The 17200-nt window shown below is 67.5% G+C and carries 14 protein-coding genes, 2 tRNA genes and 2 pseudogenes; 16 read left to right on the forward strand and 2 right to left on the reverse strand.

Translation table 11 applies throughout. From position 1 onward, the window contains the following. Nucleotides 1-38 precede the first annotated feature (38 nt). The 9 genes from obgE to ACPEE0_RS08405 all read left to right on the forward strand — a co-directional run bounded on the left by obgE (nt 39) and on the right by ACPEE0_RS08405 (nt 7382). The gene (gene obgE, locus ACPEE0_RS08365) at nt 39-1625 is read left to right on the forward strand and encodes a GTPase ObgE (protein WP_133351821.1); all 1587 of its coding nucleotides are present in this window, start codon (nt 39-41) and stop codon (nt 1623-1625) included. Then, entirely contained in the window at nt 1615-2766 is a 1152-nt protein-coding gene (gene proB / locus ACPEE0_RS08370; protein WP_424574325.1) for a glutamate 5-kinase, read from the forward strand. The genes obgE and proB overlap by 11 nt, the downstream gene beginning before the upstream one ends. 26 nt (nt 2767-2792) lie before the next feature. Beyond that, complete coding sequence (locus tag ACPEE0_RS08375) at nt 2793-4169, forward strand: glutamate-5-semialdehyde dehydrogenase (protein WP_407709547.1); 1377 nt, start codon at nt 2793-2795, stop codon at nt 4167-4169. A gap of 80 nt (nt 4170-4249) precedes the next feature. Continuing rightward, nucleotides 4250-4480 carry a hypothetical protein gene (locus ACPEE0_RS08380; RefSeq protein ID WP_009372865.1) on the forward strand — a complete coding sequence of 77 codons (231 nt, stop codon included), beginning with the start codon at nt 4250-4252 and terminating at the stop codon, nt 4478-4480. A gap of 55 nt (nt 4481-4535) precedes the next feature. After that, nucleotides 4536-5150: a nicotinate-nucleotide adenylyltransferase gene (gene nadD, locus ACPEE0_RS08385; RefSeq protein WP_009356356.1), complete on the forward strand. Its 615-nt coding sequence runs from the start codon at nt 4536-4538 to the stop codon at nt 5148-5150. Between the two features lie 7 nt (nt 5151-5157). Then, complete coding sequence (locus ACPEE0_RS08390) at nt 5158-6471, forward strand: hypothetical protein (RefSeq protein ID WP_407709546.1); 1314 nt, start codon at nt 5158-5160, stop codon at nt 6469-6471. Nucleotides 6472-6510: 39 nt separating this feature from the next. Then, a complete protein-coding gene (gene rsfS / locus ACPEE0_RS08395) occupies nt 6511-6912 on the forward strand; it encodes a ribosome silencing factor (protein WP_009356354.1) in 402 nt (133 codons plus the stop codon). 116 nt (nt 6913-7028) lie between these two features. Next, a tRNA-Ala gene (locus tag ACPEE0_RS08400) sits at nt 7029-7101 on the forward strand. A 208-nt stretch (nt 7102-7309) separates the two neighbouring features. Next, nucleotides 7310-7382, forward strand: a tRNA-Ala gene (locus tag ACPEE0_RS08405). Between the two features lie 82 nt (nt 7383-7464). Here ACPEE0_RS08405 and ACPEE0_RS08410 read toward each other — a convergent pair. Then, nucleotides 7465-8786 (reverse strand): annotated as a pseudogene (locus tag ACPEE0_RS08410) (class I SAM-dependent methyltransferase). A gap of 115 nt (nt 8787-8901) precedes the next feature. Here ACPEE0_RS08410 and ACPEE0_RS08415 point away from each other — a divergent pair. From ACPEE0_RS08415 to ACPEE0_RS08440, 6 genes and pseudogenes are all read left to right on the forward strand, one after another. Next, nucleotides 8902-9984 carry an FAD-dependent oxidoreductase gene (locus ACPEE0_RS08415; RefSeq protein WP_424574326.1) on the forward strand — a complete coding sequence of 361 codons (1083 nt, stop codon included), beginning with the start codon at nt 8902-8904 and terminating at the stop codon, nt 9982-9984. 63 nt (nt 9985-10047) lie between these two features. Continuing rightward, nucleotides 10048-11215, forward strand: a pseudogene (locus tag ACPEE0_RS08420) (class I SAM-dependent methyltransferase). Nucleotides 11216-11400: 185 nt separating this feature from the next. Further along, a complete protein-coding gene (locus ACPEE0_RS08425; protein ID WP_133351880.1) occupies nt 11401-12603 on the forward strand; it encodes an ROK family transcriptional regulator in 1203 nt (400 codons plus the stop codon). Between the two features lie 116 nt (nt 12604-12719). Further along, a complete protein-coding gene (locus tag ACPEE0_RS08430) occupies nt 12720-14072 on the forward strand; it encodes an extracellular solute-binding protein (RefSeq protein WP_424574327.1) in 1353 nt (450 codons plus the stop codon). 3 nt (nt 14073-14075) lie between these two features. Further along, nucleotides 14076-14957, forward strand: coding sequence for a carbohydrate ABC transporter permease (locus ACPEE0_RS08435; RefSeq protein ID WP_424574328.1), 882 nt, complete (start codon nt 14076-14078; stop codon nt 14955-14957). Then, nucleotides 14954-15826 (forward strand): carbohydrate ABC transporter permease, encoded by an 873-nt coding sequence (locus ACPEE0_RS08440; protein WP_424574329.1) that lies wholly within the window; start codon nt 14954-14956, stop codon nt 15824-15826. The genes ACPEE0_RS08435 and ACPEE0_RS08440 overlap by 4 nt, the downstream gene beginning before the upstream one ends. A 7-nt stretch (nt 15827-15833) precedes the next feature. On the opposite strand, the gene ACPEE0_RS08445 is transcribed toward ACPEE0_RS08440, so the two are convergent. Next, on the reverse strand, nt 15834-16037 hold the full coding sequence (locus ACPEE0_RS08445; RefSeq protein WP_235046732.1) for a hypothetical protein: 204 nt from the start codon (nt 16035-16037) through the stop codon (nt 15834-15836). Nucleotides 16038-16187: 150 nt separating this feature from the next. Here ACPEE0_RS08445 and ACPEE0_RS08450 point away from each other — a divergent pair, with 150 nt between their 5' ends. Beyond that, a complete protein-coding gene (locus ACPEE0_RS08450) occupies nt 16188-17195 on the forward strand; it encodes an AAA family ATPase (RefSeq protein WP_009356346.1) in 1008 nt (335 codons plus the stop codon). Nucleotides 17196-17200: the final 5 nt, after the last annotated feature.

The following is a 17200-nucleotide window of genomic DNA, read 5'->3' on the forward strand; positions in this document are numbered from 1 at the left end:
GCTTTTGGCGCCGCGAAAACAGCACTGAGGAGATTTACGTGGCCAGCTTTGTAGACCGGGTAGTACTGCACGTATCCGGCGGTAGCGGCGGCCACGGGTGTGTCTCCGTCCACCGCGAGAAGTTCAAGCCCCTCGGCGGGCCCGACGGCGGTAACGGCGGCAACGGCGGGGACGTCATCCTGCGCGTGGACCACCAGACCACCACCCTCCTTGACTACCACCACGCACCGCACCGCCACGCCACCAACGGCGGTCCCGGCATGGGCGACTGGCGCGGCGGCAAGAATGGCGAGACCCTGGTCCTGCCTGTTCCCGACGGCACCGTGGTGAAGTCCAAGGACGGCACCGTCCTGGCGGACCTCGTGGGCGAAGGTGCCGAATTTGTGGCGGCGGCCGGCGGCATCGGCGGCCTGGGCAACGCGGCCCTGTCCTCCCAGAAGCGCCGGGCTCCGGGCTTCGCGCTCCTCGGCATCGAGGGCGAATCCCGGGACATTGTCCTGGAGCTGAAGTCCATCGCGGACATCGCACTGGTCGGCTTCCCGTCTGCGGGCAAGTCCAGCCTGATCGCCGCCATGTCCGCCGCCCGGCCCAAGATTGCCGATTATCCCTTCACCACCCTCATTCCAAACCTTGGCGTGGTGCAGGCAGGCGATGTCCGTTTCACCATCGCCGACGTGCCCGGACTGATCGAAGGGGCCAGCGAGGGCAAGGGCCTCGGCCACCACTTCCTGCGCCACGTGGAGCGCTGCGCCGCGCTGGTCCATGTCCTTGACTGCGGCACCCTGGAATCGGACCGCGATCCGCTCTCCGACCTCGCCATCATCGAGGCCGAGCTCGAAAAGTACGCCGTGGACATGAGCTACGCCGGACAGGACGGCGAAGTCGTCCCGTTGAACCACCGTCCGCGCCTGGTGGCGCTGAACAAGGTGGACCTGCCGGACGGCAAGGACATGGCCGACTTCGTCCGCCCCGAGCTGGAGTCCCGCGGGTACCGGGTGTTCGAGGTGTCCGCCACCAGCCATGAAGGACTGCGCCAGCTCGGCTTCGCCATGGCGGAGATCGTCCAGGCGGCCCGCGACGCGGTGGCTGCCGCGCCGCCCAAGGTGCAGCCGGCCGTGCTGCGGCCGCGCGCCGTCAACGAAACCGGCTTCCGGATCCGCCGCGAGGAAAAGAACCTGGAGCCGCTGTTCCGGGTCCTGGGCGAGAAGCCCGTGCGCTGGGTCAAGCAGACCGATTTCACCAACGAGGAAGCCATCGGCTACCTCGCCGACCGCCTGGCGAAGCTCGGCGTCGAAACGGAACTGTTCAAGCAGGGCGCCAAGCCCGGCGATACCGTGGTGATCGGCGAGGACGACGGCGTCGTCTTCGACTGGGAGCCCACCATGATGGCGGGTGCCGAGCTCCTGGCGTCCCCGCGCGGAACGGACGTCCGGTTCGCGGACATTGGTGACCGCCCCACCCGCAGCCAGAAGCGCGAAGAGCAGCAGGAGCGCAAGGATGCCAAGGCTGCGGCCCGGGCCGAGCTGGAGGCTGAGCGCAAGGCCGGCATCTGGACCGAGTCCGTGAGCAGCCGCCGCGTGGCCAAGCCCCTCAAGGAAAGCGGACTCGACGCCGATGACTTCTAGGACGGCCGCCGCGGAACCGGAAACCCGGGCCGTGGACAGGAGTGTGCTCGCCAATGCCCGGCGCGTGGTGGTCAAAGTCGGTTCGTCGTCGCTGACCAGCATCAAGGGCGGCATCGCCGAGGAATCGCTCATCGCCCTCGCCGATGCCCTGGCCGCCAAGCGCAACGCGGGCACGGAACTGATCCTGGTGTCCTCCGGCGCCATTGCCGCCGGGCTCGCCCCGCTGGGCCTTGCCAAGCGGCCGCGGGACCTCGCAACCCAGCAGGCCGCGGCCAGCGTGGGGCAGGGGCTGCTGATGGCCCGTTACACCCAGGCCTTCGGGGCGCACGGCGTGACGGTCAGCCAGGTGCTGCTTACCGCCGAAGACCTGATGCGCCGGAGCCAGCACACCAACGCCTTCCGGGCCCTTGACCGGCTCCTGAACCTGGGCGTGGTCCCTGTCGTCAACGAGAATGACACCGTCGCCACGCACGAGATCCGGTTCGGCGACAACGACCGGCTCGCCGCCCTGGTGGCGCACCTGGTCCGGGCCGACGCTCTGGTGCTGCTGTCCGACGTCGACTCCCTTTACGACGGCCCGCCGTCGCATGGGGCCAAGCGGATTCCCCTGGTCGAAGGACCCCACGACCTCGAAGGCGTCACCATCGGCAAAGCCGGCAAGGCCGGCGTCGGCACCGGCGGGATGATGACCAAGGTGGAGGCAGCCACCATGGCCGCCGGCTCCGGCATCCACGCCCTGGTCACCTCCACGCCCAACGCGGCCGCCGCCCTGAACGGCGAAGACGTGGGCACCTGGTTCACTGTCAACGGCTCACGCAAACCCGTCCGTCTCCTCTGGCTGGCACACGTCGCCTCCGTGCAGGGCCGCCTGGTCCTGGACGACGGCGCGGTGCGGGCCGTGCGGCACCACCGCACCTCCCTGCTGCCCGCGGGCATCTGGGCGGTGCACGGGGATTTTGAAGCCGGCGACGCCGTCGAGATCGCGGGTGCCGACGGCACCGTGGTGGCGCGCGGGCTGGTGAACTACTCGTCCGAGGAACTGCCGCGCATGCTCGGACGGTCCACCCGGGACCTCGGGGAGGAACTGGGCACTGGCTACGACCGCGAAGTTGTTCATGTTGACGACCTGGTTCTGGTCTGAGTCCCCGGCTCGCCTAAACTTGGAACATGACTGAGGCCCTGATTTCCAACACTGCTGACAATTCCGTAGACGCTGCCGCTGCCGGTGCGCAGCCGGGCACGCCTGCAGCAGCGCCGGAATCCGCCTCGGTTCCCCTCTCCGAGGCCGAGGTCCAGGCTGCAGTCCACGCCATCGCCGACCGTTCACGCACCGCCGCCCGCCGGATGGCCATGGCCAACCGTGCCTGGAAGGACCGGGCACTGCGGGCAGTGGGCGCCGCCCTGGAGGAAAACACCCGGGCGATCCTGGCCGCGAACGCCACGGACGTTGCCGCCGGCAAGGCCAACGGCACCTCCGTTGCCATGCTTGACCGCCTGACGCTGACCGAGGCCCGCATCGCCGGGCTGGTGGCAGCGCTCGAAAACCTGGCCAACCTGCCCGACCCCGTCGGCAACGTGGTCCGCGGCCAGACCCTGCCCAACGGCCTGCGCCTGCGCCAGGTCAACGTCCCCATGGGCGTGGTGGCAGCCATTTACGAAGCCCGCCCCAACGTCACCGTGGACATCGCGGGCCTGGCCCTCAAGAGCGGCAACGCCGTGATCCTCCGCGGCGGCAGCGCTGCCGAGGCCACCAACGAGGTCCTGGTGCGGGTGCTGCGTGAGGCACTCGAATCCGTCGGCCTGCCCGCCGACGCCGTGCAGACCGTGGACCAGTACGGACGCGCCGGCGCCAACGTGCTCATGCGGGCCCGCGGCAAGGTGGACGTCCTGATTCCCCGCGGCGGCCGTGACCTCATCCAGACGGTGGTCAACAACTCCGCCGTCCCCGTCATCGAGACGGGGGAGGGCAACGTGCATATCTTCATCGACGAATCCGCCGGCGAAGAGATGGCCGTGGAGATCCTGCTCAACGCCAAGACCCAGCGGCCAAGCGTCTGCAACACCGTTGAAACGCTCCTGGTCCACTCCGGGTCCACTGTACTTCCCGCCGTCGCTGCCGCCCTGGGCAAGGCCGGCGTGCGGCTGCACGCGGATGACCGCATCCGTGCCGCCCTGCCTGCCAACATCGAGGCGGAACCGGCCACGGATGAGGACTGGGGCACCGAGTACATGGACCTGGACCTGGCCGTTGCCATGGTGGACAGCCTCGATGAGGCCGTCAGCCACATCCGCACCTGGTCCACCGGCCACACCGAAGCCATCCTCACCAACAACCTCGCCAACGCCGAACGGTTCATTGCCGAAGTCGATTCGGCAGCGGTCATCGTGAACGCGTCCACGCGGTTCACCGACGGCGGTGAACTGGGGCTGGGTGCCGAGGTGGGCATTTCCACGCAGAAACTGCATGCCCGCGGTCCGATGGGCCTGACCGAGCTCACCACCACCAAGTGGATCGTGCAGGGCGAGGGCCAAGTCCGCGGGTAGCAACGCGGTAACATAGACCAGACGCCAGAAAGCAGCGGACCTTTCCGCTGCCACCAACCTTTGAAACCCTAGGGGAGAAAATGCTGCTCCAGCAGATCGCCATGACCGTCGCCGAAGGCGAAGAACACGAACTCGCGCCGTTGTGGGCTGAGCCGTGGGTCTTCGGCGTGGTCATCTTCGCCATCTTCCTGGTGCTGATGTTCATCACCCTCTCCTACAAGAACCTGGGCAACCGCCACGCTGCGACCGAGGAGCACGCGGATCCCCACCGCCAGCACCCGAACAAGCACGATCACGGGCAGGGCCACTAACATTTCCCGCGTTTTGCGCCACAGCGGCCCCGGCCGCAGGCTGCGCCTGGGCGTGATGGGTGGGACGTTCGATCCCATCCATCACGGCCACCTGGTTGCTGCCAGCGAAGTTGCCGCCGAGTTCGACCTGGACGAGGTGGTTTTCGTCCCCACCGGCCAGCCGTGGCAGAAGTCCCACAAACAGGTCAGCGAGCCCGAGCACCGGTACCTCATGACGGTGATTGCCACGGCCTCGAATCCGCGCTTCACCGTGAGCCGGGTGGACATCGAACGTCCGGGCCCCACCTACACCATTGACACCCTTCGTGACCTGCGCGCGCAGCGTCCGGATGCGGATCTCTTCTTCATCACCGGGGCGGACGCCCTGGCCCAGATCCTGTCCTGGAAGGACATCGACGAACTGTGGTCGCTGGCCCATTTCGTCGGCGTCACCCGCCCGGGCCATGTGCTTGACGGCATGGGACGGGACGACGTCAGCCTGCTCGAAGTGCCCGCCATGGCCATCTCCTCCACGGACTGCCGGGCCCGGGTCGCGGCGCACGACCCCGTCTGGTACCTGGTGCCGGACGGTGTGGTGCAGTACATCGCCAAGTACGGTCTCTATGCCCAGGTGCCGGCGGACGGGAACCAGCCATCCTCCGAAGCACGTGAACCAGCCAGTACTGAATGAGTTCTCAATGAGCCAGGAACAGCCCCCCATCCGCAGCCGCCGGGAACTCCGGAAGGCCAGGGATGCCCAGCAGGCGTCCGTGTCCACAGGCCCGGAGCAGCTTGCCCCTGCCACTGACCGGCAGCCTGCGGCGCTGCCGGACGCCAAGCGCCCGGCAGGCCCGGGCGCTGATGTGACCCCTCCTGCCGCCGGCGCGCAGGCGGCCGCCGCCAAGACTGCCGACCCGGTTTCCACCCAGCGGTCGTCCCAGATCCGGGCCCGGGACCGCGCAGCATTGCGCACCATCAAAGAGCTGGAAGAAAAAGAAGGCCAGCTTGCCGCCGGTGGTCCGCCCACCCGCCGCCAGCTCCGCCTGCAGCAGCTCAAGGAACAGGCGCTGACCGCCGCCAACCCCATCGTTCCGCCTGCCGCGGGTCCTTCGGCTGCTCCCGCCGAACCTGCCGCCGGGGCGGGCCACAAGCCGCAGCCGGCACAGGATGGCGCCTCGCCTGCGGCCATGACGCCGCCTGCAGCGAAGAACCCGCCCGCCAAGGGAGGACCGGCCGCCGCTGCCCGCTCCGGGGGACCGGAGGGTATGACGGTTGAGCAGGCCCTTGCTGCCAGGGCACTTATCGCCGAGCAGGCCAGGAACCAGATCGCCAAAATGGAGCACATTGCCTCCATGGATCCGGAAGCGGTGGACCCCGACATTCTGGCGGAGCAGATTGCCCTCGCCGAACGAGCCGCCGTCATGAACCGCCGCGCCCTCGCCAAGCAAAAACTTGCCGAGCAGGCCGGCACGCCACCGGTCCCCGCTAAGGACCCGGCCACCAAAGACGCAGCCTCCCAGGAGCGCCCCGGCCCGTCAACAGCCAGCAACCTGGCCATGGTCACACCGCTTGAGTTTGTGCAGGTTCCCGGCATCGACCGCCCGGTGATGAAGCCGCCGGCCACCTCCCACGTACCCGTTGCCACCCGCCCCGGTACAAAGGTCCCGCCTGCCGGCACAAGCAAGCAGCGGCGTCCCGCCAGCCGGCCCAACCAGGCAGCGGCGGACAGCGCATCCGGCCGTTCCCAGGTCATCGCCCGCGCCGAGGCTGCCGCCCGCGCGGCCACCCGTCCCAAGGCTGTTGTCTTCCCGGAAGACCAGTCCGAGGGACTCGCTGATGAACTGCCCAGGGTCCCGGCCAGTTCAGCCTACGGGCTCGACCCCCTGGACGCGGCCACTGCCGGACTGGCCCGGGCAAAGCGGAACCGGGTACTGCAGCTGTGCATCCTGCTTTTCGGCATCGTGGCGCTCATCTCAGGCATCTTCCTGATTATCAGCGGCATCTCCAGCTGACCGGCGAGCCCCCACATTTTTTCACCAACAAGGAGTCCCGTGACTGCATCAGATTCATCCATCACCATAGCCCGCACCGCCGCAAAGGCGGCCGCGGACAAGATCGCCCAGGACATCGTGGCACTTGACGTCAGTGAGCGGCTGGCGCTGGCGGACGTGTTCCTCATCGCCTCCGCGCCCAGCGAACGCCAGGTCAACGCCATTGTGGACGGTATCGAGGAAGAGCTGGCCAAGCAGGACCTGCGGCCGGTGCGCCGTGAAGGCCGCTCGGGTGGCCGCTGGGTCCTGCTGGACTACTCCGACATCGTCATCCATGTGCAGCATGAAGAGGACCGGGTGTTCTACGCCCTCGAGCGTCTCTGGAAGGACTGCCCCGTGGTGGACCTCCAGCTCGGTGACGACGCCTCCGCGAAGGCAGCGGCAGCTTCCGAAGGCGAGTAGCTGGCGCACCGGCGCGGCGAATATTCCCGATTTGGAATTTTCGGAATTGCTGTTCTAAGATATTTGAGTTGCTTCGGGGGAGACCCGGAGAAAGCTTGGAAGAGCAGCAACAATCCGGGGCTGTGGCGCAGCTGGTAGCGCACCTGCATGGCATGCAGGGGGTCAGGGGTTCGAGTCCCCTCAGCTCCACCGGACAAATCCGCCGGAATCATCTGATTCCGGCGGATTTTTTGTTTCCCGCCAGGAAGTCGACGGCCTCCGGACCCTATCCGCGGGCTGCTCCAGTCGCCCTCCTTATGGGCTGCACGCCGCAGATTTTCCCGATTTGGTGCATCCGCAAAAGTGCATTAAGCTGGTCAGGTTGCTCCGGGGAATTCGACCGGAACGGCAAAAGTACGGGGCTGTGGCGCAGCTGGTAGCGCACCTGCATGGCATGCAGGGGGTCAGGGGTTCGAGTCCCCTCAGCTCCACCCGATTCTCCACCAGGAGAAGGAAAGAGGAACCATCCACCAAGGATGGTTCCTCTTCTGCTTTAAATCCGGACCCCGCGCGTCAGAGCCAGGCTGTCAGGCGCAGCGGAGGTTCCTCTCCGCCTGGCCGCTGCACCAGGACCTGGTTCACTCCGGTCAGGTTGTTCTCAAAGCCCAGCGCGCTGGAAGCCATGTACAGCCGCCAGACCCGGGCCCGGCCCAGGCCGGCCAGCCCGGCCGCCTGGTCCCAGTTCTCCTCCAGCCGCCTGACCCACGCGCGCAGCGTCAAGGCGTAGTGGCGGCGCAGCGCCTCCACGTCCAGGACCTCGAAACCGGCGGACTCCAGGGCCGCAACCATCTCGCCGAGGCTGATCATCTCGCCGTCGGGAAAGACATACCGGGGGATAAACGAATCCGGATCCGGCTTTGTGGGTCCGGCGTTCCAGGAAATGGCGTGGTTGAGCAGCCGGCCGCCGGGCCGCAGCAGCGCAAACAGTGCCGCCGCGTAGCCGGGGGTATGTTCACGCCCCACATGCTCAGACATGCCGATGGAACTGACCGCATCAAACGGCCCGTCCGGTATGTCCCGGTAGTCGCTGGACCCGGATGTCCACTTTGTCCGTCAGCCCGGCATCTGCTGCGCGTTTCCGGGCGAGGAGCGCCTGTTCCGCCGAAAGCGTTACGCCCACCACGGTGGCCCCGTACTTTCCCGCCGCGTGCAGGGCGAAACTGCCCCAGCCGCAGCCCACGTCCAGCACGCGCATGCCGGGTTTCAGGTCCAGCTTCCGGCAGACAAGGTCCAGCTTTGCTTCCTGTGCCGCGTCCAGCCCCTCCACGAGGCGCGCGCCTGCCGTCGGGCCCCGCATACCCTCAGCATCCCCGGGCCAGACGGCGCACGAGTACACCATTGACGGTCCCAGCACCAGGGCGTAGAAGTCGTTGCCGACGTCGTAGTGGTGTGATACGGCGGCCGAGTCCCGGCGGCGCGAATGCAGCCTGCCTTTGCGCTGGATCCGGGCCTCCTCGGGTGGCGGCGCCGGATCGGGGCCCAGGGCTCCCAGCCGGATGGCGGTGCGGACCAGGGACCAGAGTTCGGCGGGCGTGGGCGGCCGGAACGGACCGGGCTCGGTGAATTTTCCCACCGAACTCAACGCCGAGAAGGCTTCGAAGACGTCCCCGGGCGCATCGATCTCGCCGGCGACGTAAGCCCTGCTCATCCCCAACTGCCCGGGCGACCACAGCATCCGGCGCAGGGCCCGCCGGGAACGGATTCAGGACGGGTGCCCCCTCCGGGCCGGCTTCGGAACCGTCCCAGGCCTTCAGGCGCAGTGGTATCTGTTCGGTTCCCAGCACGATGCCCAATGCCTTGGCCAGTTTTGCTGCCGCACCGTGGTCTCTCCTCATGGTGGCTGCCTTCCCGTACAGCCCGGGCCGCCCCGGGTAACCTTGCCGTGCCCTCCCGGGCCGGTTCCTGGGCCAACCCTAAAGCCGGAACCCCCCGCCCGACTATCATGGGGGAGTGAATTCTGCCCGCGTCGACGTCGCCGTGATCGGAGCGGGCCAGGCGGGGCTGTCCGCCGCCTACCATCTGCAGCGCCGCGGGCTCCACTACGTGGTGCTCGACGCCGAAGAAGGGCCGGGCGGTGCGTGGCGGCACCGGTGGCGGAGCCTTCGGATGGCCACCGTCAACGGAATCAGCGACCTTCCGGGCATCGCGAAACCCGCCGTCGACCCCTCCGAACCCAGTTCAGAATTCCTGACCCGCTACTTCCGTGATTATGAGGAAGAACTGGGCCTCGCTGTCCGGCGCCCCGTGAAGGTCCGCTCGGTCAGCCGCGAAGATACCGACCCGGCGGGCAGGCTGGCTATTTCCACCTCCGACGGCGAGTGGGCGGCAAAAGCGGTCATCAACGCCACGGGCACCTGGACCCGGCCGTTCTGGCCCATCTACCCGGGGCAGTCCACCTTCCGGGGCAGGCAGCTGCACGTGGCCGACTACGTTTCCGCCGAAGAGTTCGCCGGCCTGCATGTCATCGTGGTGGGCGGCGGAATTTCCGCCGTCGGACTTCTGGACGAAATCTCGCAGGTGACCTCCACCAGCTGGTTCACCAGGCGGGAACCGGTGTGGCGGGATGCGGAGTTTGACGCCCGGGCGGGACACGACGCGGTGGCGCTCGTGGAGGAGCGGGTCCGCAAGGGTCTGCCGCCGCAGAGCGTGGTGTCGGTGACGGGGCTGATCTGGACGCCCGCACTCCGGGCTGCTTCGGCACGGGGCGCGCTGCACCGGCAACCCATGTTCACGGCCATCGAGCCGGACGGGGTGCGCCTGGCAGGCGGGAGTCTCCTGAGGGCCGACGTCATCCTCTGGGCCACCGGATTCCGTGCCGAGCTCGAGCATCTGGCGCCGCTTCACCTGCGCGGGCCCGGCGGTGGAATCGTCATGGACGGAACACAGGTGGCGGCCGAACCGCGCGTCCACCTGGTGGGCTACGGGCCGTCGTCGTCCACCATCGGAGCCAACCGGGCAGGCCGCGCGGCCGTGGCCGCCATCCTGAAGCTGCCAGGAGTCGCTCCCGCCGCGGAAACGGTAACGTGGGGCTGACCCCGTTTTCCGACGTGAAAGCGCGGTCCGGGCATCGGGAACAGCAGAAAGCAGCAGGCATCAGTGGCAACCAACCGTCTTGAGGACGTCTTCCAAGTGCTCCGGCGGCGGCCCGACGTGGAGGCCCCCAACCTCCAGGCGTGGGATGCCACCGACCGGCTGCTGCTGGAGACGGCCCGGGACCACGTCGCCCCGGGCAGCCGGCTGGCGGTCATCGGCGACCGGTACGGCGCACTGACCCTCGGCGCGCTGGCGGTGCTGGAACCGGCAGCGGTCCGCGTGCACCAGGACCTGATCACGGGGGAGCGGGCGCTGCGCCTCAACGCCGCGGACTGGCTGGCTGCAGGGCACGACGCCGGCACAGCCACCGAGCCGGCCTTTGAACAGGTGCCGCTTGGCCCCGCGCTCCTGGCTGACGCGGACGCCGTGCTCCTGCAGTTGCCGAAGACCCTGGCTGAGCTGGAGGAAATTGTGGCCGCGGTGGCCCGGCACGCGCCCGCCGGTGTGACCCTGCTGGCCGGTGGCCGGGTCAAGCACATGTCCCTGGGCATGAATGCTGTCCTGGAAAGATTCTTCGACTCGGTCCAGCCGCAGCTCGCCCGGCAAAAGTCCCGTGTCATCCTTGCCACCGGCATCAAGGCAACCCGGGAGCCGGACCGCTTCCCCGTCGTCGGCCATCTTGCCGAACTGGACCTGGAGGTCGCCGCGCACGGGGCCGTCTTTGCCGGCCCGAAGCTGGACATCGGCACCCGGTTCCTGCTGACCTTCCTGCCGGCCATGAAACCCGCCCGCCACGCTGTTGACCTCGGCTGCGGCACCGGCATCCTCGCTGCCATGTATGCCAGGCACTCACCCGAATCCACCGTCACCGCCACCGACCAGTCGGCCGCTGCCGCGGCCTCCGCCCTGGCCACTGCCCGTGCGAACGGGCTTCAGGACCGCATCCGCGTCCTGCAGGATGATGCGCTCAGCACCATGGAGACCGGCAGCGCCGACCTGGTGCTGCTCGAATCCGCCGTTCCACGTCGGGGCCGGAGTGCATGCTGGCGCTGGGCTGAAAATGATCGAGGCCGCGGGGCGCGTGCTGGCCCCGGACGGTGAACTGTGGACCGTGTACAACCGGCATCTGCCCTACCTCCCTGCGCTGGAGCGCCAGGTGGGACCAACTGCCGTCATGGGGCAGAACCCCAAGTTCCTGGTGACCCGGAGCATCAAGCGCAAGTTCCCATAAAGGTACGCAAGGTCCGGTAAATGTATGCGCAAAGTAGGCCTCGCCGCCGTCGCGCCCTATGGGTCAGCGCCTACGCGTAACGTACGATTCAAGCAGCACCACAACCACGTGGCCGAAGAAGTTTAGGGGACACCGTGACCGAGATCCGCCAATCCTCTCCGAGGCGCGGAACCAACCTGCCCCGGATGGGCGACTTCAACCTCACGGTGATCCTGGATGCCATCCGCAGGTCCTCCGGCGGGCTGAGCCGCGTTGAGCTCGCACAGATCGTGGGCTTGTCGCCGCAGACCATCTCCAACATCTCCCGCCGCCTCCTGGACCAGAACCTCATTGTCGAAGCCGGCAAGGAAGGCAGCGGGCCTGGAAAGCCCCGCACCATCCTCCGCCTCAACCCCCGCGGCATGTACGCCCTGGGCGTCCACCTCGATCCCGCCGTCACAACCTTCGTGGTCCTTGACCTCGTGGGCGCCGTGGTGCGGCACTCGCGGATCAAGACGCCGGGCGGCAACGATCCGTCCGCCGTGATCAGCACCATCGCGGCCGAAATCGCCCAGCTTGTGGAGGACTCAGGGGTAGACCGGGACCGGATCGCCGGCCTCGGGGTCGCGGCACCGGGTCCCATCGACCTGGACAACGGAACTGTGGTGGACCCGCCGCTGCTGCCGGGCTGGGACCGGGTGGAGCTGCGCAACGCGCTCTCGGACGCCACCGGCTACTCGGTCCTCATGGACAAGGACGTGACCAGTGCCGCTGTCGCCGAAACATGGGCCGGCGGACCCAGCGGCGCGGGCAGCTTCGTGTTCATGTACATGGGTACCGGCATCGGCTGCGGCATCGTGCTCAATGATGAAGTGGTGCGGGGAACGTCCGGCAATGCCGGCGAGATCGGCCACATTGTGGTGGACCCTGACGGGCCCCAGTGCGACTGCGGGCTGCGCGGCTGCGTGAAATCTTCCTGCATCCCCCAGGTCCTCGTTGCGGAAGCCGAGGCTGCCGGCATCCTGGACGGCTCCCGTGCCGGAAACAGCGGCGCGGAGATCCAGCAAAGCTTCGCCCGGCTCTGCGAACTGGCCGACGCCGGCGACCAGCGCGCTGCCGCCATCATCGACAAGTCCGCCGTGCTGGTTGCCCGGGCGGTATCGGTGGTCACCAACACCCTGGACGTCGAACGCGTGGTCTTCGGCGGCCCCTTCTGGAGCGGCATGGCAGAACGTTTCCTGGCGAAGGTTCCGCCGGTGCTGGATGCCAACAGTGCGGCCCGGCTGATCCACCCCATCGAGGTGGTGGGGACTGGCGTGGGGGAGGACGTGGGTGCCATCGGTGCAGCCTCGCTGGTGCTGGAACACACTCTTGCCCCCCGCGCCCAGCGGCTGCTGCTGGAGAGCTGACCCGACGCATTGGACCGGTGCCTTGATTGCGGCATCCCGCCCATCTAGCATGTGCATATTGCCGCGGCTGGGGCCCGCTGACAACGGGGTCCGCAGCTTTAACTGAATGGAGCACCATGCGTCACCGGGCCCTGAAAAACATGTCATTGTTCGCCGCGGCACTGGTTGCGCTGGCGGCCTGCAGTCCCGGTACTCCGGACGAGGGGTCCAAGACCCTGAAAGTGGCGTACCAGAAGACGGATTCCTTCACCGCGCTGGACACGATGTTCCAGTCGGCCAAGGAGGAGTTCGAGGCAGCGAACCAGGGCGTCACCGTTGAGCTGCAGCCCATTCAGGGCAACGACGATGACTACGGCACAAAGCTGGCCCTCGCCCTGCGCTCGCCGTCCACCGCGCCCGACGTGTTCTACGAGGACACGTTCAAGGTTCGCTCGGACGTGGACGCGGGCTACCTCCTGAAGCTTGACTCCCACCTTGAGGGGTGGGAGGACTGGGACAAATACGACGACGCCGCCAAGGCAGCCGGCCGCGCGGACGACGGCGGCACGTACGCGGTGCCGCTGGGCACCGATACCCGGGCCATCTGGTACAACAAGAAAGTCCTCGCGGCCGCCGGCATCAGCGAACCCTGGCAGCCGCGCAGCTGGCAGGACATCCTCGACGCCGCCCGGAAGATCAAAGCCAACGATCCCTCCACCATCCCGTTCAACATGTACGCAGGCAAGGGAACCGGCGAGGGCACCGTCATGCAGGGGTTCTACGAACTGCTCTACGGCACCGGATCCAGCCTCTACGACGAGGAATCCAAGAAATGGGTCGTCGGGTCCGCCGGATTCAAGGACTCGCTGGGCTTCCTCAAGACGCTCTATGACGAACAGCTGGCCGTCACCCCCGCGGAGGCACTTGACGCGAACGTCTGGAAGAAGGTGTTCGGCGAATGGTTCCCGAACGGAAAGCTGGGCGCCACCGTGGAAGGTTCCTACGCGCCGTCGTTCTGGCAAAAGGGCGGCAGCTACGAGTGGCCCGGCTACGAGCAGGACATGGGCGTGGCCCCGTTCCCCACCCAGAACGGTGACGCTCCCGGCGCAGTCAGCATGTCAGGCGGCTGGACCCTGGCAGTGGGCGCCGAAACCAAGGAGCCGGACCTGGCGTTCAAGTTCCTGTCGACGGCGCTGAACCAGAAGAACTCCCTGGCGTTCACCGTGGAGAGCTCGCAGATCGCCGTCCGGACAGACGTGGCTGCCGACCCCGGCTACCAGGACGCCAACCCCTTCGTGAAGGATGTCTCAGACCTGGTGAAGGTCACCCGGTACCGGCCGGCCACGTCCGACTACCCCCGGATCTCCGCCGCTGTCCAGGAGGCAACCGAGGCGGTCATCACCGGCAGCCGGACGCCGGAGCAGGCCGCCGCCGACTACGACGCAGCAGTCACGGATATTGTGGGCGGCGACAAGACCGTCCGGAAGTAACCTGTGCTGCTGAGCCACCGGGCCCGGCAGCTGGTCCGCTACCTGCCGGTCCTTCCTGCCGTCCTGCTCCTGCTGGTCTTCCTCGCCGGCCCCGTTCTCTGGGCCTTCCAGGCGTCGCTGACCAACGCCGGGCTGACCGGCCGCAGCGCCAGGAATCCCGAATGGGTGGGCCTGGAAAATTACCAGCGGCTGCTCACCGACCCCGTCTTCCCGCTCTCCCTCTGGCTCACGGTCGTGTTCGTGGGAGGATCGGCGGTGCTGGGCCAGAACCTGCTTGGCCTGGCCATCGCCGTACTGATGCGCCGGGCACGGCCGGCGGTCGCATCCCTCGTCGGGACGGCCGTGGTGGCCGCATGGGTGCTGCCCGAGATCGTGGCCGCCTTCGCCGCCTACGCGTACTTCAGCAAGGACGGGACGCTTAACCAGCTGCTCGGGGCCCTGGGCTTCGGCAGGCCGGAGTGGCTGTACGCGTTCCCCATGGTGGCCGTGATGCTGGCCAACGTGTGGCGCGGAACGGCCTTCTCCATGCTCGTGTACAAGGCCGCCCTCAACGACGTTCCCACCGAGGTCACGGAGGCTGCCCAAATGGACGGCGCCCGGGGCTGGCAGCGGCTGCTCTTCATCACACTGCCCATGATCCGGGGCAGCATCGCCACCAACCTGATGCTCATCACCCTGCAGACCCTGGCCGTCTTCACCCTGGTCTGGGTGATGACGGCGGGCGGGCCGGCCAACGCCAGCACCACGCTGCCCATCCTGGCCTACCAGGAGGCTTTCAAGTTCGGCGACATCGGGTACGGGACGGCGGTGGCTTCCGTGCTCATCCTGATCGGCGCGGCGTTCGGCGTCGTGTACATCCGGCTGCTGAAGGAGCCGCGGGCATGACCGCCGCGGCGAGGACGCTGCCGCCCCGTGGGGTGCAGGCGCTGGCACCCCAGCGCAGACGCGGCACCACCCCGGCGGACCTGGCCCTGCTGCTGGTGGGCGCGTGTTTCCTGTTGCCGCTCCTGTGGCTGGTCCTGGGCTCCCTGGACCCGCAGGCCGGACACGAAACCAGGGTGCCGCACCAGCCCGGGTTGGAGAACTTCGCCGCCGTCCTGACCCCGGAACTGCTGCTGCGGCCGCTGTGGAACAGCGTGGTGCTGTCCGCCGGGACAGGGGCCGTCACGCTGGTGGCCGCCGTACTGGCGGCCTATCCGCTGTCCCGTTACCGGTCCCGGTTTAACACGCCGTTCCTATACGCGGTCCTGTTCGGCACCTGCCTGCCCATCACGGCCATCATGGTTCCGGTGTACGGCCTGTTCGTCCAGCTGGAACTGCTGGACTCCATGCCGGCCACCATCTTCTTCATGGCCACCACCACGCTGCCCATGGCCATCTGGATGACCAGGAACTTCATGGACGGCGTGCCGGTGTCCCTGGAGGAGGCCGCCTGGGTGGATGGTGCCTCAAGGATGGCGGCGCTGCGCACCATCGTCCTGCCGACTTATGCGCCAGGGCCTCGGCGTCGTCTTTATCTTCGTGTTCATCCAGGCGCGGGGAACTTCTTCGTCCCGTTCGTGCTGCTCCTGTCCGAAGCGCGGCAGCCCGCCGCGGTGTCCATCTACAGCTTCTTCGGACAGCACGGGGCAGTCGCGTACGGCCAGCTGGCCGCATTCTCGATCCTCTATTCACTGCCGGTCCTGGCCCTGTACATCATTGTGGCAAGGTGGTCCGGCAGTTCCTTCGCCCTCTCCGGAGCGGTGCGGGGCTAGGGCCTGCTTAGTCGATGTCCTCGACCACAACCCCGAAGGGAATGCTGTCGTCGAGGTGGGCCTGGTGGCCGGTGGCTCCGGGGTTGTACGTAACCCGGACCCCGTGGAGCTTGTCTGCTGCGGACTGCATCAGGACAGGCCTTACAGTGCTGACGAACATCTCGTTCTTGTCGGCGAGAAATTCCTTATAACTGGCTGGAAGCTCAATCATGGCAAAAGGATAGACCTGCCGGGCCCTGATGGGGAGGGGTCCCCATTGCCGGATCCGCGGTGCGGGTCTTGGATAGGATGGCGGCGAAGTGCATCTGTTCCAGCCAAGGGCGCAGGGCACGGCCACGAACAGCCACCAGGGGGATAGACAGTGCTTCAAACCAGTGCGTCCGCGAGGATCGAACCGGCGGAGCTGGCACGGGCACAGCAGGTGGCCGCCAGTATTTCCCGGAGCTTTGAAGCCAAGGTGGTGGGCCAGTCCCGGCTGCGGGAGTCACTGCTGGTGGGGCTGCTGACGGGCGGCCACATCCTGCTGGAAAGCGTCCCGGGCCTTGCCAAGACCACCGCGGCGCAGACGGTGGCTGAAGCGGTCAGCGCCGAATTCCGCAGGATCCAGTGCACCCCGGACCTGCTGCCCAGCGACATCGTGGGAACGCAGATTTACGACGCCGCCAAAGGAACCTTCATCACTCAGCTCGGCCCCGTCCACGCCAACATCGTCCTGCTCGACGAAATCAACCGCTCCAGCGCCAAGACCCAGAGCGCCATGCTGGAGGCAATGCAGGAGCGCCAGACCTCGATCGGCGGCCAGGACTACCGGCTGCCGTCACCGTTCCTGGTGCTCGCCACCCAGAACCCCATCGAACAGGAAGGCACCTACCAGCTCCCGGAAGCGCAGATGGACCGGTTCATGCTCAAGGATGTGCTGGACTATCCGTCTCCGGCCGAGGAAGCGGAAATCATCCGGCGGATCGACGCCGGCGTCTACACGCTGGAGCAGGCTCCGGCGGCAGCAGCGTCACTGGATTCCGTGGCTGAAGTGCAGGAGATCGTCCGGCGGATCTACATCGATCCCGCCATCGTCAACTACATCGTGGGGCTGGTCTTCGTCACCCGCAACGCCCACCAGTACATCGACCAGCGGCTGGCCGGCTTCATCGAGTTCGGTGCCAGCCCGCGTGCCAGCATCGCCTTCAGCCAGGCGGCCCGGGCCGTCGCGCTGCTGAACGGCAGGGACCATGTCATACCCGAGGACGTCAAGGCGCTGGCCCACCGGGTGCTGCGCCACCGGCTGATCCTGAACTTCGATGCGGTGGCCGAGCAGGTGCCGGTGGAATCGGTGATCGACGCCGTCGTCGCCGCCGTCCAGACCCCCTGAGGCCG

Source organism: Arthrobacter sp. SD76, assembly GCF_049726125.1.
Taxonomy (GTDB): domain Bacteria; phylum Actinomycetota; class Actinomycetes; order Actinomycetales; family Micrococcaceae; genus Arthrobacter; species Arthrobacter nitrophenolicus.

What these genes read in the sequence shown, in the direction of transcription:
- ACPEE0_RS08425 (WP_133351880.1), top strand. Translation starts at nt 11,401, where the DNA reads ATGGGCGACTTCAACCTCACGGTGATCCTGGATGCCATCCGCAGGTCC.
- ACPEE0_RS08390 (WP_407709546.1), top strand. Translation starts at nt 5,158, where the DNA reads ATGAGCCAGGAACAGCCCCCCATCCGCAGCCGCCGGGAACTCCGGAAG.
- ACPEE0_RS08445 (WP_235046732.1), bottom strand. Translation starts at nt 16,037, where the DNA reads ATGATTGAGCTTCCAGCCAGTTATAAGGAATTTCTCGCCGACAAGAAC.
- nadD (WP_009356356.1), top strand. Translation starts at nt 4,536, where the DNA reads ATGGGTGGGACGTTCGATCCCATCCATCACGGCCACCTGGTTGCTGCC.
- ACPEE0_RS08440 (WP_424574329.1), top strand. Translation starts at nt 14,954, where the DNA reads ATGACCGCCGCGGCGAGGACGCTGCCGCCCCGTGGGGTGCAGGCGCTG.
- ACPEE0_RS08375 (WP_407709547.1), top strand. Translation starts at nt 2,793, where the DNA reads ATGACTGAGGCCCTGATTTCCAACACTGCTGACAATTCCGTAGACGCT.
- proB (WP_424574325.1), top strand. Translation starts at nt 1,615, where the DNA reads ATGACTTCTAGGACGGCCGCCGCGGAACCGGAAACCCGGGCCGTGGAC.
- ACPEE0_RS08430 (WP_424574327.1), top strand. Translation starts at nt 12,720, where the DNA reads ATGCGTCACCGGGCCCTGAAAAACATGTCATTGTTCGCCGCGGCACTG.
- ACPEE0_RS08380 (WP_009372865.1), top strand. Translation starts at nt 4,250, where the DNA reads ATGCTGCTCCAGCAGATCGCCATGACCGTCGCCGAAGGCGAAGAACAC.